This window comes from Rossellomorea marisflavi (assembly GCF_009806575.1).
Taxonomy (GTDB): domain Bacteria; phylum Bacillota; class Bacilli; order Bacillales; family Bacillaceae_B; genus Rossellomorea; species Rossellomorea marisflavi_A.
In genome coordinates, this window is the sequence record NZ_CP047095.1 from 2,725,933 (window position 1) to 2,741,013 (window position 15,081).

The window sequence follows — 15,081 nt, forward strand, 5'->3', positions numbered from 1 at the left end:
TCAACGCTATAACTTCCGCTTGCTCCTGTTAGTCGTATGTCGTTCCATCCCGGCGCCAACCGAATCAGCTTGCGGTTAGTGTCGCGAAACACGTTCACCACGTCGTTCTTCAGCGACCTTGTGCCGGCGATAGCAAGCCGGTCGGCCGAGCCGGTCGTGCCTGTGTAGCGCCATACGTCCGAGGTTGTGACGTTTCTTATTTCAAGGTTCGTCGAAGCCCCCGATACGTAATCGCCAACGGCATGTTGCGTGGGTCAACCGTCGCGTCGCCCGGATTGTAGATGCGAAAGCTTGCCGTCGTGTGCCGGTACTGCATGTCGTTCGCCTCGATTAAGCCTTGGCCGACTTGCCAAACGCCCAACTGGTCGAAGTCCTTGGCGGTGAGAGACGTGGCGATGGATTCGCTAAATGGCGAATGACTGACGAACTCCAACGCAAACTCTCCGTATGTGCCGAGTTTCTCCGGCGACCATTCGGCTGCAACTTCGACCTTCCAACGCTTAGCTGGTTCAGCGTCAATGACGATATAGAATTGATCCAACGTCATCAGCTTACGGAACAGCTCGTTGCGAAGAAGGGCTACGTCCTGTCCGTCGACTGCAAACCACGCACACTGCGCCCTAATCAACCGAGGTCCCCACGTCTTACCTAGCCGTATCTGACCGTGCGACCCTTCGCCCTTTTCCGTTTCAATGATCGGCTGAGGCGAAGAAATCACGAGACTGCGAACAAGCACGCCAAAATAGCCCGACATATCGAACTCTTCGCCGGACTTCGTTACGATTTTAAAATTGTCGAGTCCTTTCATCGCTTCACCCCCTGCGTTCTCATTTCCTGCGATAATTGGGTGCTGAATAGACGGTCGTTGTCTCTGAATGTTGCCGCCGCTATTTCCCTGCCGTCAACTTCGACGCGAACCGGTCGGCTTCCAAGCGCCTCGATCGAGCGAATCAACGGACCTAGGTCGTTTCCACTGCCGGACTGCTGCGGAGCTCGAGCAATCCCTGCGTCCAACATGCGGAAAAGATTCGACTGTTGCGCCTCGGTCAGTACCATTTCGTTTCGAAGTAATCGCACATCAATTTCGTTGTGCAAAGGCGATTGGGCAAACTGCTCCGCAATACCTCCGACGTGTAGCTTCGGCAGTGGTCCGCCTTGGTGACGTTTAACCGATGCTTTGGCGCCCGTGCCGCTTCCGCCGTGTTCGGTAATGTAGACGGCTTTTGTGATCGACTTTCCGAGGCGTCCGTTGAGGAGGTCCGCTTGCCCGATAAGGTCGAGAATCTTCGAGCGTACCCCGTTTAGTGATCCGATTTGGCTGTCGATTGCGTCCCTTGCCTCTCGGTATTCCGCAGTGTTCATTTCGCCCGACCGTTTGAGTTCGTCGAGTTTTCCTTTTTGCTTTTCGAGTTTCTTAATGCCGTCATCGAGCGCCTTCATTTCTTCGCCTTTTTTAGCGTTGATTCCGGCTTGCTTCAACTCTAGCGCCACCATGCTTTGCTTAACCTCGTCGAGCTTTCCGATTTGCTCCTGAATCTTATCGACTTCCTTCGCCTTCTCTAATACAACTTCCGCCTGCTTGGCGCGCTGTTTTGCGATACCTTGCAGTTTGTTGTCGTGAAGCGCAATGGTTTCGTTCAAGCGATCAATTTCAAGGGTATCGTTATTCTGCTTCGCAATAGCAAGCTCGTCATTTAAGCCAGCGATAATGCGGATCTCATCTTGCTCCATTTTGTCGAGTTCAATCATTCGCTCTTTTGCCGTGTTGATATCCTTTTGCGCCTGCTCTTCATCGCGAAGCATTTCCGCCATGTTGGCCTCGAGTTTAGTCCGCTGTGCTTCGAGTTCAAGTCGGATCATTTCGAGCTGCTCGTCGTTGTATTGTTTCGCTGCGTCCGTATTCTCAAGTAAGATGTTACCTTGCTCGGAAAGCACTGTGTTCGATTCCGGAACCGCTTCGACGATTTCATCATTCAGCCCAATGAGACGATTAAGCTCATCGTTTGAGAGTCCGGACTTCTCTCGCAACCTTTCCTGTTCATCTGTCAACTTTGCGATGGTGTCCGGGTTAACTGTTTTTGCGAGCTCCGAATTAATGTCGACAAAGCGTGCGAACTCATCAGTCGTAAGCTGCGATTTACTTCTGAGCTTTTCAAATTCCTCAATGTTGGCGCCGAGTTCATCACGTTGTTTCATCATTGCGTTTACATTCTCGAGGGTGACATCGTTATAGTCACTTTGATACACGCTAGCACTGGCGAACAATCCACCTAGCACAGACAATGCCGTAATAAGCCAGCCGGCCGGCCCCATTGACACCATGAGCGTACGCATAGTAATAACTAGCTTTCCGATGGACGCAAGCACAAGCCCGATCGCTGCCGCCGTTCCTCCGAAAGCTAGACCGGCTTTGACCGTTGCCATGTCGACTTCGCCGAAGGCAAGTGTGATTTTAGACGCCTCACGAACTATGCTCGTGAACATCGGCAGGAACTCGTTTCCTAGCTTGATTCCAACCTCTTCGAGCGCTGATTGAAACTCCTTGAATGCTCCGAGTAAGTTATCCTGCATCCGTTTCGCCATCTTGTCGGCTGTGCCCGCGCTGTTTTCAAGTTCCTTCGTATAGTCAGCGAGTTGATCCTCACCAATCCCAAGCAACGTCGTAAATCCGGCGGCTGCCTCACGTCCAACTAACTGAGCCGCCGTGGCCGTCTTTTGTGCGTCAGACATGCCATCCATCTTTTCGCTTAGTTCTCCGACGATCCGTGACAACGGCTTGATTTTACCCTCATTGTCCGTGACGCTAAAGCCGAGCTCATCCATCGCCTTCTTCGTCTGACCAACCGGATTTGCAAGGGATAGGAAAGCCGCACGTAGGGAAGTACCGGCCATCGAGCCTTGAATACCTGCGTCGGACATTTTGGCGACTGCCGTGGCGGTTTCCTCGATTGAAAAGCCGAGTGACGCGGCAACCGGGGCCACCATCTTCATAGCCTCGCCTAACTGCGGTAAGTCCGTATTGGCCGTCGTCATCGTCTTAACGAGCACATCGACCGCATGACCTGACTCGGTTGCTTCGATTCCAAAACCGGTCATGATGTTCGAAACGATATCGGCCGACCTAGCGAGGTCAATTCCGCCTGCTGCTGCTGCATTTAGTACGGCCGGTAAGGCATCAATTTGTTCCTCGACGCTGAAGCCCGCCATTGCGAGGAACGTAAGTCCTTCGGCGGCCTGGGACGCGCTGAATTGTGTTGTTGCGCCCATCTCACGTGCTGCACTCTCCAACTTCGCCATATCCTCCGCCGAAGCATTAGAAATGGCCCCGAGCTTTGACATCGACTGCTCAAACGTTGCAGCAACGGCCACACTCGATCCAATCGCTGCCACTACTGCCCCGCCCATGACCAACGACGCTTTTTGAATCGCGCCGAAGTCCTGCTTCATCTTCTTGGCGCTGTCGCCCGTCTTGTTCATTTCCGCCTTTGACTCCTGGAGTTTGCGTTTGAACTCTTCGTTCGACAGCACCATCTTGGCGCGTATTTCTCCGACTTCTGCCATTCGTTTTCCTCCTTTCCTAGTTCATCATTGCACGCAACTGTTCGAACTTCTCACGACTGAAGCCGGCCGTCTCTTCCTGGACGCCTAGTTGCTTCGTCATTCCATGAATCAGCGTTTTATAGTCCGCATCCTCCATCGCACGATTGTTCGTGGCAATGCGTAGCTGTAGTTCTTGCATTCGTCTGGCTGTGTCGTACTTACCTTTGCGCCCAACCAACTCCATTAAATCGACCATATAATAGCCGGTTTCAATTTCGACCTGCGTCTTGCCGAGCAAAATAGCCGCGTCAATAATGAAGTCATCGACCGTCGCCTTTTCGCCCTCTTCCGTGCCTACTCCGCTGGACTTATCGGCAGAAGGCTCTTGACGTTTTTTGCAACGGAGTCGAGGCGGTTCTTTTTAACGGTGCGGGAGAGGTATTCGAAAATCTCATCCACACCCACTTCGGCGTTAATATAATCAACGTCCAAGTCGGACAGGACCGCTACAATCTCAATAATTTCGTCCGCCGCATATCCAAGGCCCGTCAACACAGATGTGTAAAAATCTTCTTGCGGTGCAGAGATAACCTGCACAATCATACCCGGCAGCCGATCTACTGTTGCGAATAGGTCGCGCCACCGATTAGGCGTCAGTTTATTTATTTTCACGCGCTTGTCGCCGAGCCACATTTCGTCCTCGTTCAGCGCCTTTAGTTTCTGAAATTGTTTCAACATGGGCGTTACTCCCTTCGTCTACTTAAATAAAAAGAGCGCCCGCTAGGACGCCCTTACTCTTATGCTTCTGCTGTCTCGTCACCCATTACGAATAGGCCATCTTCATTTTGATAAGCAATGAATGTGATATTCTGTACGCGCTCGTTGTCGCTATTGTAAGTTAGTTCTCCGTCGGAACTTGCGCCGGCGAGAGGAATAGTGATCCAGTCGTTTGGAGTCGCATCTGGATCAGTTGGCTTGATCACGAGTTTCTTTGCGTTAGCACGCATGTCGTAACCAGCCTCAGACTTAACAACGAGTTTCTTTTTCGACGGGTCAGTGCCATCAATTGTGAACTCGCTGTTAGGAGTTACTTTCGAAAGCTTTTCGATATCATGAAGTGCAAAAGGCACAACCGCCTGAGCTGTCCGACCTTTCATGATTGACTTGACGATCGTGTCGCCGTACTGGTCAATCGTGACGTCCTGCTTTGACGTCGTGTACGAAAAGACAATTCCGCCTTTAGTGAATTCGAATTTAGTCATGTCGGCACCTTCGCCATATTCGACGATTGCTGGGCCGATCGGTACGTTAATTCCTGCCATTTAAACGTCCTCCTTTATATTTGCAAAATAAAACGCCGCCGGGCGCTAGGGCCTGACGACGCAATCAAAATTCAGTGAATAGATTGGGCGGTTATTTTCATCGTCGCCCAGGTAAATCGGCACGCTGTTACTCGCACGTATCTTGACGACCGAACTGTCGCCCACCTTTACGTTAGTGAGGTTTGTCAGCGCCTCCTGTAACTCATACGCACGATCTTCCGCCTTCGCGGGATGAACGTCGCGCACGAATATTTGAAACGACGGCTGCTTCTTGGTGGTCCACTCGTCTGTCGGGAAACCGCCCGTCAGGCGAATGCGAGTACATGAGTCAGGTGCCGAAGCCGGAAAGTTGTTCGGATAGTAGACGCCAGGGACTCGACTTTTTACGAAGTTAATCAGATCCAGTATTCGCATCACTATCACAATCCTTTCGCTAAGGCTTTCGCCCACCAGTTTACGTATTTCTTCGCCTCGCCTTTTAAGGGGCGCTCGAGGTACTTGTTGCCGACGGAGTAACCCGCCATTCCTGTCGCCTTGCTCGACGCAGGGCCTAGATTGTAGTCCATTTCATGCGTCCAGTAAGCGTAGTTGAATCGCCCGTTGCCGTCTTTGCTTACTGCGCTGAAAGTTACTTCGCCTTCGATAGCACCGCGTTTAACAACCGTCTTAGACTTAGCCGAGCCTCCAAGAGCTCCGTATTCAATTGGCGCAATATTGGAGGCAATCTTGGCGAGGTCCATAACGGAATCCTCCATGATCGCTTTTCCAATGCCGGTGACGTTGTGGTCGGCTTTATCCAACTTTTCGAAAAAATCCGAGGCGTCAAATTCGAAATCACTCACACAAACACCTCTGTTAAGATCGGCTTGCCGGCAATGTTGCGCTGCACGTTGATTTCCTTCGGCTTACGACGCATGGTTTCGCCTAGCTCGTTCGTGAAGGAGATTTCATCCTCGTACTTAATGGCGACCAGTCCGTCGAGCAAAATGCGGGCATCTGCGACAATGACTTCGCCATCACGAGTAAGACCGCCGACTTTCGACTTGACGGACATTGTGCCTTCGTCGATACGGCAGCGATGTTCTACGGTAGTAGGGTCGGTCGGCCAGCCCCATTCGTCCGTGCCTCCGCCTGACTTTACCGTGATTGTTTGTCGCATTGGAATGAACGACATTAGCGCACCGACCTTCCGACACGTCGCGTGCCAAGTTTCATTCCGCCGTTAGCCTGGCCGATTAGATCAAGCGACCGCTGCGGAATAAAAGCGACTAGCTCGCGAGACTGCGTGTCTTTGAAATTAAAAGACGCCACTCCCGTTATCGAAAATGACGCCACTCCCTGGTTGTTAAGACGGTTCGTATCGTTATATGCTGACGCCAGCACAGCTGCAAATTCATAGACCGCATCTTCCGGAATCACATACTTTGGGTACTTCGACGAAAACGTCTGACTCACCACGTTTAAGATACGTTGCTTTTTCGCAGGATCAGCGTCTTGCCAATCCTCGATGTCTATTACATTCTGTTCTATATAGCTGTCAGCGTTAGAAATTGAAAACACCATGACGTTCACCTCCGGATTTATTTCGCGGAGGATTTACGCGCCTTAGGTTTCGGCTTCTTCTCCGCTTTCTTGGCGGATTCTTCCGCCTTTGCTGCTTTTTCAACTTCTTGCTGTTTCAACTTTTGGAGCGTCATGTGAATGAGCATCCCCATATTAAGCCCCTGCCGATACGCTAATCTTGATGACCTTAGATTCATCGTAAAGGTGAGCTGCGAAGTGTTGGTCGCCAGTAACTACTGTTTCTTTAGTTACAATGTTCCGGTCCTTTTCAACGGAAGCGTCTCGTTTCATGTAAAGTTTGAGCGCGCCTCTCTTCACAAGGTAAGCCGTACCTTCTTCGAGCTTGTTAGAACGTACTACTTGTGCGCCTAAGAGCTCACCGAAAGTGCCTTTTATTAGGATTTGATCACCAAGCTCGGAAGCCCTAGTCCAATCCTGACCCGCTGCTTTACGTAGTTTGAGAGCGTCCTTTGAATTCACAAAGAGAACCATTGCCCCTACTTCATCGTTCTCATCGTTAAACAAAGCGATGGCGTTATCGATTGTGTCGATGTCGAATGCGCTACCTTGGTAACTTAAAGGTGCCGATGTAACCGCAGCAAGAACCTCATTATCAATACCTGCAGCAATAGATTGAAGAATTTGCTCAACAGTTGCCCCGATTGGATTTCCTAAGCCTGAGAGCGCGGATTCGTCGGAGATTGTACCTCCTTTTGCTACTTTCTTAACTGTAGCTTGGTCAGTGGAAGTGGTTAATTGAGTTAGGTCAATAGGTTCCCCTTCCGCAACAACAGTTGCATCGCCAATGTAATTAAACTTAGGAACCGTAACTGTGTTACCAGGTTGACCTTGTAGCGTGTAGTCTACATCAGCAAGAGGAAGGAACTTAATTGCATTGGGTAGTTCAGCCGAAATCATGTCCTGCATTACCTGTGGATTGATCAAGTTTTCTAGTTTTGTTAGTGCCATTTAAAACACTCCTTATTTTTTATTAAAAACAGATAGTTTAAATAACTACCTGCTTAATTTCATGTATAAATCGGGGTTCTCACTATGGAGCCTTACTTTTTCTGCGTAATCCATCTTGTTAAATGATTCTTTAGAGATTCCTTGATACTCGTTTCCGTTAGTCTGTTCGCCAACCGGTTTCGGTGCTGCCTTTCTAAACAGTCCCTTACTTTCGGCTTTGTCCACCCATTCAAGCTTTCCTTCGGGCGACAAGTTATTCGGAATCAAATCGTGAAACTCTTCGGGAATTGTTGCGATACGTGATTCGAGTAACTTTCCGACCACCTCTTCTAACTCTACGTTACGTGCCTGTGCCGACTCAAACATCGATTTAAACTCTCCGAACTCTTTCGAAGTAGCTTCATACAACGACTTGAATTCGCCAGCCTCTTCTTGCGCCTTACGCTCATCGTCTTGACGTTGCTTTGTCAGCGACTCAAGTTGGGCTTGCGTTTCCTTATAGCGTTGATTCACTTCGTCAAAGCGCGACTTCGGAATCATGTGCTCGGCTCGTTCTTGTTCTGCGGATTTGGTTTCCGTGTTTTCCACCGCGTCCGGTGCTTCTTCCGCAAAGAATTGAAGATTTAAAGGTAGTAAGTTTTTCATTTCGTTTCCCCCTCGTTTTTATCGTGATCGACACGGATTGGAGTTGCGTCTTTTAATGACTTACGCCAGGTCGGGACGTCGGATCGGCGATACGTGATGCCGACAACGTGGATGGAATATTTCTCGGCGAGGTAGGTCACCAATATACGGATAAGGTCCAGGAGCGTCCGCTACTAATTTCACGACTTTACCTTCCCAATTACGGCAGGCGTCCGTTGCGCCATGCGAACTAATAACTCCGTAAAGCGCCCCACGATCTATCGCGTCGTTTCTGGCTGCCTCTCGGTAGGTAGTGTGTAGCTTCGTTCGCGTAACCATGTCCGCATAATCAGTTGGCTTCCATCGCCGGTTGCTTGCGTCTATGATGCCGGTGTTTAATGAGTCGCCCAACTGCCGACGGGCCTCCGCAAGAAAGTCACGCCTAATAGACCGGACGCCGTTTACGCCTTGTGCCATGTTTTCACGCATGACATCCGCCATTGCTTGACGGATAGCGTTGCGGGTTCTCCGGTCGATGTTCTGCGTCACCTGCAAGAGGTCGGCCTGTGTATCGGCAATAGCGAGCTCGATAAGTGACTTGTTCAATTCGTTGAACTTCACTAACTTCATTGCTTCCGAGAAAGTTTCAGCGACTCCCAGCGAAACGATTGAACGGGCCACGCTTTCTTGTGCCGCCTTTGGAAATGTTGTGCTGGCCCACGCTGTGATGTTTGCGTCCAAGTCTTTCAGTATCTCCCGAATCTGCGCTTGAACGGCCAATGCGTTAGCTCTCCGGAAGTCTGAAAGGTCCATGCGCATTAGTTCCGTATCAATATCGTCCATCGCTCGTCTGAAGTACCGTACTAGAGTCGCAACGTCTTTTTCATATACCGGCTCTGGAATTCGGTTCATTACTCATCGCCCTCAATATCGTTAAATACCGAAGGACTAACGAACTGATCCGCCTGTTCCTCGGCCTTGATTCGCTCAAGTTCCAGCTTCGCCTGTTCCTCACTAAGTCCAAGCGTTTCCATAACGGCGCTGAGTTGAGACTGAATTGGCTTGCTGCCGGTTCTTAGTTGAGCAATTTGCGCCTTCTCCATGTCGTCCTCTGGAAGGCCGTCTTTGAACTTGATGATCGGCACGGTAACTTCATACGGTAACTTTGTACCGGCTTTTTCGTGCTCAAGTAATTGTGCGATGAACAAAACGCGTTTCAGACCTTTGTCGTAGTACTGACGCTTTCTATTAATCTTCGCAAGTAACGTGTTCATACGATATTTAATAGCCAACGCAGACGAACCTGACGTCCCACTGTCCGTTTTACCGAGCGCAACCGGAGGTAGTTCCGATACGATGAACAATTGCTCCATCAGCAACTCCAACTCTTTAAAAGCTGCGTCAAGTTGGCCGTTCCATGTGATATATTGCGGCAATACATCGGATTTATCTGCTGCCTCAAATATCTTGTCTCTGCCGGCATGGAATATTGGATCGCCGTTCTCATCTTCTCCGAGTGAACCTTGCGGCACGACCATCGCAGGATCGGAATGTTTGTCGAGAATTTCAGCGATGCGACTAAGACGGTTATCAATCTCGGCGAAAATGGACTCGTTCTCGCTCAAGTCGTCAATCCCCTGCCAACAGTCATCCGTTGAGTAGTTCGGAATATGGACAACTAACGGAAATGGCACGCCTGTCTCAACTACCGTTTCTTTGTCCGTGATGGGCAGCTCTTTCTCGACTTTCCATTCAACTACCGCATTTTCATAATGCGAATGGCCGAACGGTGATAAGCGATACTTTGAATATCGGATTTCTCCGGGATAGTGCGATTCAACATTCAGCACCCAATCCTGATCGCCTGTTCCTTCAATAACCGATGGCACCGCAATATGGTAAGCAAAGACTGAGGTATCATCGCCGGGCAACGTTTCCGGAAAAACATACTCGGCTTTCTGTGCTTCAACAAAAACGCGATACGGGTCCACTGATTCCGAAAGCTTTCCTCCGAAACGTTGGCCATATCGCACCTTGTAAAATGAGTCGCCTCGATAAGCATTTGAAAGTGCCGACTCGTAATTCGTGATATTCAATTCGTTTTCCTCAACGATGCGTTCAAGCGCTTTTTGCTCCTCGGACTGGTCGTCTTTGCCTGCGCTGAAGATCGGCGTTTCACCGAACAAAAAGTCGGCCGATTTCTTAGCGATTGTTCCCGCCAAGTTAGATGCGATAAAGACAGCCAGGCGCCGGTCGCTCGGAAGCTTGTAGCTGTTAAATACTGCGTAATGATTGCCTAAGAATAACTGCTTATTCTTGCGATAACGTTGAATGCGGTCCTTGTGACCTTCGGGCGGAAAATAGCCGCCGGTTTCTATAAATGCCAATTAAAATACCTCCTGTTATAGCCCTGGCGGCTTATTTACGTAGGACTTTCTGCGATTGGTACCGAGCATCGATACAACGCCGGAGCATGCGTCTGGAAGATCGTCATGCTGGCCGGATGGGAATTGCTCGAGCTGTTCAAGCAAAAGGCTTTGTCCCTTCTTAAAACGCAAATAACCCGTCTCACACAACGGTTCAAGCGCCTCAATACGTTTCTCTTTGTTGGCGCCTTGGTGTGCGATGGGTTTTAGTTTCGTTCCATATATGCGTTCTTTCATCAGCCTGTCGCGCAACTGACGGTGCATGTCGTGGCCGACTCCGATTGTCTCTACTGCGAAAATCTTATGGCCGTATTCTCGAATCTTTTCGACCGCCATTTCCAGCGCCTTATGTGCCGGGCACTTTTTCGCCCATGCGTCGACCACGTACATAACGCCTGTTCTGCGATCACGGCCGAGGGTCACTATAGCGTTGTAATCCGACCGAGATGACTTACCGGCCGCGACGTCCCAAAATGCGTAATACTCTAAGGGTAGCCTGCGCCCGTCACTGTCGATGAAGTCTGACTCGTCAAAGTAACGGAAGGTGTCCGGGTTAAAGATCATCGACTCTTCATCGCGTGGCTCGTTCTGATACTCCGTGTTGAAGGCTTTCGAGCCGTTCGACCATTTCCAGGTCATCAGCTTCCAAATCGGCTGCACTTCCGGCCACAAGACGACAGCGCCTTGATCCATTTCCGCCTTGTTAGCTTCGTAGAATTCCCGCGCCATAGTTTCACGTTGATTCACCGGTACCTGGGCACTCTGATAAATCTCCTGGCACTTGCCCCAAAGGTCCATGCGTTCTGGCAAGTCAATCAACGCTTTATACTTATGCGATTTGAAATCAGCACGGTTGAGTAAGAGGTCGTTCAGCAAGCTCGCCTCATGTACGACAGTTCCCATCACAATAAACGCCGTCTTTTCTCCTTTGGCGTCCCCAAGAGGCATAACTGTTTGCGCAAACCAGTCCCTCAGTTTCTCCCGCTGTTCTTTTGTGGCTGCGTTTGTCTTAATATCTTCGAGGTCATCCCCGATTACCAAATCCGGACGTACGCCATTCCAGTTCCTGCCCCTCAGCGCTTGGCCGGTGGATGCAGCCTGAACCATCGTAAGTGTGCGAGGCAACCCGTCTGCCTGTTGCTCAAACGCCACAAACGTTTCCGAATTGTCCTTGGGGTTCATCTGCTGCTTAGGCGATAGTAACGGCCCATAGTCTGCACGCAGCTTTGCGTTTGTTTTAAGCTGTCCTGATAGCCATTCGAGGTTTGGTCCAGACACCGACGGCGTTTCCGAAATGATAATGATATATTTACGTTTGCGAAAAACTGTCTCGCGAAGTGGGGCCGCCTTGCTCAAGTACGAGCTTTTTCCGTGCGACCTGGGCGCTGCCCGCGCGATCTTGGCGTTCTTATTGACGTTAGATACCTCGTCGATTGAAGCACATATTTCCTTGTGGAAGGTGGCGGCATCGTCAACGCTGTCGAGCTCAAACGCGTCCCAGTTGCCGGGATTGCCGGGATTGTGCGTCTCGCTGAAATACTCTAGCGCAAAGTAAAGCAGATCGGTTTCGCTTCGGTGTATGCGTTCGAGGCGTTCAAGCTCCGTGAGTATGTCGTCCAGTTCCTCGTACTCATCCGACGATAGCATGCCGGCTTCGGCCAGCTTGGCCATTTGCTGCGCTAGTTCACGTGTTGATTCGATTAATACTTCGCGTTCCGGCCGGCTAAGCCAGCGTGAGTTTACCCATGCGATAACGATCGCCTCCCTTCCGTGTGGTTTGTATGTAGCGCCCGAGTGGCCCGTTAGACATTCGGCTTCAGGCTTTACGTAAATGCTCCGTGATAAACTTGCGGTTAATAGCACGGTATAGAACCCAGCGCCGGTATGAGCGTTCACGTTCGGCTGGCAAGGCGTTACGTGCTTCGTCGTTCAGGCGCTTAACTGTGAGTGAGTATTTCCGTAGGCAATCGCATGTCAATGGCGGTCAGCTCCTTCGATAAAATTAACGCCCCGAGTGGCCGGCATCCTGGCGCTTAGGCATTGCGTCAGGGATTCGTCCTTACAAGCGCACAAAAAAGACACCCCACGAGGGAGGTGCCTTATGTATTGCTTTTACTAATTGACTTCAACTGTTTCCCATCCACCGATAATTTGACCGTTTTGAACGTTATTTGCCTGTATTGAGAGTTCTTTTGCCCTTTTATCGGGGTGACCTTGGATATAGGCCATTCCGATTTGCCAAAGCCAACGGTGGGCATTCTCAAATGTTACTCCACTAGAAGGAACTTGCATTGCTGCAATCGTAACCTTCACTACCAAAACCTTTTCTTGATCTTGAAGGATTAATAATCTAGCACCTTGCCCAGTGGGGCCCTCATCCCATCCTTCATACCCATCCGATTTGAATAACAATCTTTTTTCGATTTGCATGGTTGTAACCTCCTTACAAAGAGGTTTTCGACAAAACAACACAAAATCCTTTAAATGGAAACCCAGAAATTATTTTTATTTCGCGGATTTTTTCTGCGTCAGATGCCCGGGATATGGAGGCCCGCCCCCTTGGACACCCCTTTTTCGCATGTGGTTTTCGTCGATTTATGTCGACTTATTTTCGGTCATGTTTTTTCGCTTATTGATTGCACGATAAAGAGTTGCTTTGCTGACTTCCGTCATTTCAACGATCTCAGGAACAGAGTATTGATTGCTATCGTAAAGTTTCAGCGCTCTTTCCACGTCCTTCTTCGCCTTGGCTGGACGACCACCTACTCTACCTCGGGCGCGTGCTGCCTGCAGGCCTGCCTGTGTGCGCTCGACTATGATATCCCGTTCAAGCTCTGCTATAGAGGCCATTGTGCGGAAGAAGAAGCGCCCTACTGGCGTTGTAGTGTCGATACCATCAACGATGGATACGAAGTCTACACCGTCACGTTCAAAGCCTGCGGTCAGTTCCAGTAGCTTAAAGGTGGAGCGCCCCAGCCGGTCGAGCTTATATACCACCAGGACATCGCCGGACCTTAGCGCGTCCAGGCACTTCTGTAACTCCGGCCGGTCGTCTTTCCTACCGCTCATCTTCTCGGTGTATATACGCTCACACCCTGCCTTCTGTAATGCGTCCACCTGTAAGTCCAGCGACTGATCCTGCGTACTAACACGAGCATACCCGATTTTCATCGTAACCGCCTCCGTTTCATTCGTTGTGGATATCGTACCATTAACGGTACGTTTTAGCAACTATGAAATGAAACTATCTTTTGAGACGGGTATACGACGGCAACCTCAACAAACCGCGTCAAATCAACGTTGTTTCATTAATAATCGTTTTTGGAACGGCTCTTCTTGAAAAAATCGAGGAGGCCACGCGTCAGAAGGGCGCAGTAAGCGTATAGCACCCAATCTACACGTAATCACACACGCTCGGCCACGTTCCTTCTATAATATTACCGCCACATCAATCGCTTGTGGATTCGCTCCTCTTACGGAACTCTGCTAGCCTCGCCTTGATTGCGTCAATGTCCTTGCTTTCTTCCGAGTTGTGCGATACCTCCACGCGATCCGTCAGCATGTCATTCGCCTGCAACAACGTCTTGAATAGCGCTGCGTTACCGTCCTTGATGATATGGGCCGGAATGGCTGCGAATATCTCCGGTAGTCTGTCGGCCGATGCACGCACGATCTCGCGCTTGTACTCACGTTGGAAGAGCTCGTCACGTCGCCAATTGTAGAGCGTGTTGACATGAACGCCTAGCTCTTCGGCGATTTCTTCATACGTCTTACCTCCGCGCTTAGGCAGAGCAAGCATGGCGATGGCGGCATAGTGGTCGGGTCCAAGTTGCTTTAATGTCATCGTTTATCCTCCTTAACAATAAAAGTAGCGCCCAATTGAGCGCTACGTGTAAAATGTATATAGTTCAGGTAGTTTAATTTGTTTACGTAAATTCATAACTTCGTTGGTGACCATGTTATTAATTTCAGCGTACCTTTCATCCGCTTCATCATAATCATCACCTTTCATAGCCCATTTCAACTCAATGAAGGCCACATAAAAAACAGAATCCCCATATACTGAGTTCCTGTTTATTAGATTGACATAGTCATCTTGTTGAGACTTTTTGAGCGTATTGAAACTATGTGCCCCATATTGGAAAATATATTCAGCGTGCAGCACATCCAAAGGATGGTAAAGATTTAATAAGCGCTCTTTGGAAGTTGAAACTAGTAGCTCTTCTTCCCTAATTCTTCTTTGTTCATTAATGGATTTATTAATTTCATTTTCTGAAGAATCTATTGTCATTTTAACACCAAAATATGTTATTGCTCCGGATATCAGCCCTCCACTAATTGATCCCCAAAAAGTTCCTAATGTACTTATCCATGTTTTTTCGTCACCTGAAACTGGTAAAACCCTAAAGAACATTAGTAGATTGATTAACACAGGCAATGCTATTGCTATTAACAAAGAGTTCTTAACTATTCTTGCTAAAGATTTATTTTGCATAATGCAGCTCCTTTCCGAAATATAATTCGACAGAAAGGAACATTATCCTGCTTTAGACACCTCTAATAACATATAAATTTTCGCATATAATTTATTTAATATCCCCTGCGAATAAGTGAGCAGGAATGTTTTGTTTATTTTT

At 49.3% G+C, this 15,081-nt stretch carries 19 protein-coding genes; all 19 read right to left on the minus strand.

What is annotated here, in order from left to right; translation table 11 throughout:
- Positions 1 to 196: 196 nt before the first annotated feature.
- The gene (locus D5E69_RS14190; protein ID WP_159129810.1) at positions 197 to 808 is read right to left on the minus strand and encodes a phage tail domain-containing protein; all 612 of its coding nucleotides are present in this window, start codon (positions 806 to 808) and stop codon (positions 197 to 199) included.
- Complete coding sequence (locus D5E69_RS14195; protein ID WP_159129811.1) at positions 805 to 3,561, minus strand: phage tail tape measure protein; 2,757 nt, start codon at positions 3,559 to 3,561, stop codon at positions 805 to 807. The genes D5E69_RS14190 and D5E69_RS14195 overlap by 4 nt, the downstream gene beginning before the upstream one ends.
- Before the next feature lie 16 nt (positions 3,562 to 3,577).
- A complete protein-coding gene (locus D5E69_RS14200) occupies positions 3,578 to 3,739 on the minus strand; it encodes a hypothetical protein (protein WP_159129812.1) in 162 nt (53 codons plus the stop codon).
- Between the two features lie 155 nt (positions 3,740 to 3,894).
- Positions 3,895 to 4,278, minus strand: coding sequence for a hypothetical protein (locus D5E69_RS14205; protein WP_249931493.1), 384 nt, complete (start codon positions 4,276 to 4,278; stop codon positions 3,895 to 3,897).
- A gap of 59 nt (positions 4,279 to 4,337) precedes the next feature.
- Positions 4,338 to 4,862 carry a hypothetical protein gene (locus tag D5E69_RS14210; protein WP_159129813.1) on the minus strand — a complete coding sequence of 175 codons (525 nt, stop codon included), beginning with the start codon at positions 4,860 to 4,862 and terminating at the stop codon, positions 4,338 to 4,340.
- Between the two features lie 45 nt (positions 4,863 to 4,907).
- Positions 4,908 to 5,276 (minus strand): minor capsid protein, encoded by a 369-nt coding sequence (locus D5E69_RS14215; RefSeq protein WP_159129814.1) that lies wholly within the window; start codon positions 5,274 to 5,276, stop codon positions 4,908 to 4,910.
- 5 nt (positions 5,277 to 5,281) lie between these two features.
- On the minus strand, positions 5,282 to 5,704 hold the full coding sequence (locus D5E69_RS14220) for a hypothetical protein (RefSeq protein WP_159129815.1): 423 nt from the start codon (positions 5,702 to 5,704) through the stop codon (positions 5,282 to 5,284).
- On the minus strand, positions 5,701 to 6,021 hold the full coding sequence (locus D5E69_RS14225) for a hypothetical protein (protein ID WP_249931494.1): 321 nt from the start codon (positions 6,019 to 6,021) through the stop codon (positions 5,701 to 5,703). The genes D5E69_RS14220 and D5E69_RS14225 overlap by 4 nt, the downstream gene beginning before the upstream one ends.
- Before the next feature lie 14 nt (positions 6,022 to 6,035).
- Positions 6,036 to 6,425 carry a hypothetical protein gene (locus D5E69_RS14230; protein WP_159129817.1) on the minus strand — a complete coding sequence of 130 codons (390 nt, stop codon included), beginning with the start codon at positions 6,423 to 6,425 and terminating at the stop codon, positions 6,036 to 6,038.
- 17 nt (positions 6,426 to 6,442) lie between these two features.
- Entirely contained in the window at positions 6,443 to 6,577 is a 135-nt protein-coding gene (locus D5E69_RS23865) for a hypothetical protein (protein ID WP_283957825.1), read from the minus strand.
- 1 nt (position 6,578) lies between these two features.
- Entirely contained in the window at positions 6,579 to 7,394 is an 816-nt protein-coding gene (locus D5E69_RS14235) for a N4-gp56 family major capsid protein (RefSeq protein WP_159129818.1), read from the minus strand.
- A gap of 45 nt (positions 7,395 to 7,439) precedes the next feature.
- Positions 7,440 to 8,039 carry a hypothetical protein gene (locus D5E69_RS14240; RefSeq protein ID WP_159129819.1) on the minus strand — a complete coding sequence of 200 codons (600 nt, stop codon included), beginning with the start codon at positions 8,037 to 8,039 and terminating at the stop codon, positions 7,440 to 7,442.
- Positions 8,040 to 8,099: 60 nt separating this feature from the next.
- Positions 8,100 to 8,861 (minus strand): phage minor capsid protein, encoded by a 762-nt coding sequence (locus D5E69_RS14245; RefSeq protein ID WP_347566695.1) that lies wholly within the window; start codon positions 8,859 to 8,861, stop codon positions 8,100 to 8,102.
- 68 nt (positions 8,862 to 8,929) lie between these two features.
- Positions 8,930 to 10,405, minus strand: a complete 1,476-nt coding sequence (locus D5E69_RS14250; protein ID WP_159129821.1) for a phage portal protein — start codon at positions 10,403 to 10,405, stop codon at positions 8,930 to 8,932.
- A 15-nt stretch (positions 10,406 to 10,420) separates the two neighbouring features.
- On the minus strand, positions 10,421 to 12,115 hold the full coding sequence (terL, locus tag D5E69_RS14255) for a phage terminase large subunit (protein WP_159129822.1): 1,695 nt from the start codon (positions 12,113 to 12,115) through the stop codon (positions 10,421 to 10,423).
- 444 nt (positions 12,116 to 12,559) lie between these two features.
- Entirely contained in the window at positions 12,560 to 12,874 is a 315-nt protein-coding gene (locus D5E69_RS14260; RefSeq protein ID WP_159129823.1) for a hypothetical protein, read from the minus strand.
- Positions 12,875 to 13,039: 165 nt separating this feature from the next.
- The gene (locus D5E69_RS14265) at positions 13,040 to 13,615 is read right to left on the minus strand and encodes a recombinase family protein (protein ID WP_159129824.1); all 576 of its coding nucleotides are present in this window, start codon (positions 13,613 to 13,615) and stop codon (positions 13,040 to 13,042) included.
- Between the two features lie 277 nt (positions 13,616 to 13,892).
- Positions 13,893 to 14,288 (minus strand): helix-turn-helix domain-containing protein, encoded by a 396-nt coding sequence (locus tag D5E69_RS14270; protein ID WP_159129825.1) that lies wholly within the window; start codon positions 14,286 to 14,288, stop codon positions 13,893 to 13,895.
- Positions 14,289 to 14,330: 42 nt separating this feature from the next.
- Positions 14,331 to 14,939: a hypothetical protein gene (locus D5E69_RS14275; RefSeq protein WP_159129826.1), complete on the minus strand. Its 609-nt coding sequence runs from the start codon at positions 14,937 to 14,939 to the stop codon at positions 14,331 to 14,333.
- Positions 14,940 to 15,081: the final 142 nt, after the last annotated feature.

What these genes read in the sequence shown, in the direction of transcription:
- D5E69_RS14245 (WP_347566695.1), bottom strand. Translation starts at nt 8,861, where the DNA reads ATGGACGATATTGATACGGAACTAATGCGCATGGACCTTTCAGACTTC.
- D5E69_RS14215 (WP_159129814.1), bottom strand. Translation starts at nt 5,276, where the DNA reads ATGCGAATACTGGATCTGATTAACTTCGTAAAAAGTCGAGTCCCTGGC.
- D5E69_RS14270 (WP_159129825.1), bottom strand. Translation starts at nt 14,288, where the DNA reads ATGACATTAAAGCAACTTGGACCCGACCACTATGCCGCCATCGCCATG.
- D5E69_RS14230 (WP_159129817.1), bottom strand. Translation starts at nt 6,425, where the DNA reads ATGGTGTTTTCAATTTCTAACGCTGACAGCTATATAGAACAGAATGTA.
- D5E69_RS14235 (WP_159129818.1), bottom strand. Translation starts at nt 7,394, where the DNA reads ATGGCACTAACAAAACTAGAAAACTTGATCAATCCACAGGTAATGCAG.
- D5E69_RS23865 (WP_283957825.1), bottom strand. Translation starts at nt 6,577, where the DNA reads ATGGGGATGCTCATTCACATGACGCTCCAAAAGTTGAAACAGCAAGAA.
- D5E69_RS14205 (WP_249931493.1), bottom strand. Translation starts at nt 4,278, where the DNA reads ATGTTGAAACAATTTCAGAAACTAAAGGCGCTGAACGAGGACGAAATG.
- D5E69_RS14195 (WP_159129811.1), bottom strand. Translation starts at nt 3,561, where the DNA reads ATGGCAGAAGTCGGAGAAATACGCGCCAAGATGGTGCTGTCGAACGAA.
- D5E69_RS14265 (WP_159129824.1), bottom strand. Translation starts at nt 13,615, where the DNA reads ATGAAAATCGGGTATGCTCGTGTTAGTACGCAGGATCAGTCGCTGGAC.
- D5E69_RS14210 (WP_159129813.1), bottom strand. Translation starts at nt 4,862, where the DNA reads ATGGCAGGAATTAACGTACCGATCGGCCCAGCAATCGTCGAATATGGC.
- D5E69_RS14260 (WP_159129823.1), bottom strand. Translation starts at nt 12,874, where the DNA reads ATGCAAATCGAAAAAAGATTGTTATTCAAATCGGATGGGTATGAAGGA.
- D5E69_RS14275 (WP_159129826.1), bottom strand. Translation starts at nt 14,939, where the DNA reads ATGCAAAATAAATCTTTAGCAAGAATAGTTAAGAACTCTTTGTTAATA.
- D5E69_RS14200 (WP_159129812.1), bottom strand. Translation starts at nt 3,739, where the DNA reads ATGCAAGAACTACAGCTACGCATTGCCACGAACAATCGTGCGATGGAG.
- terL (WP_159129822.1), bottom strand. Translation starts at nt 12,115, where the DNA reads ATGGCCAAGCTGGCCGAAGCCGGCATGCTATCGTCGGATGAGTACGAG.
- D5E69_RS14190 (WP_159129810.1), bottom strand. Translation starts at nt 808, where the DNA reads ATGAAAGGACTCGACAATTTTAAAATCGTAACGAAGTCCGGCGAAGAG.
- D5E69_RS14225 (WP_249931494.1), bottom strand. Translation starts at nt 6,021, where the DNA reads ATGCGACAAACAATCACGGTAAAGTCAGGCGGAGGCACGGACGAATGG.
- D5E69_RS14240 (WP_159129819.1), bottom strand. Translation starts at nt 8,039, where the DNA reads ATGAAAAACTTACTACCTTTAAATCTTCAATTCTTTGCGGAAGAAGCA.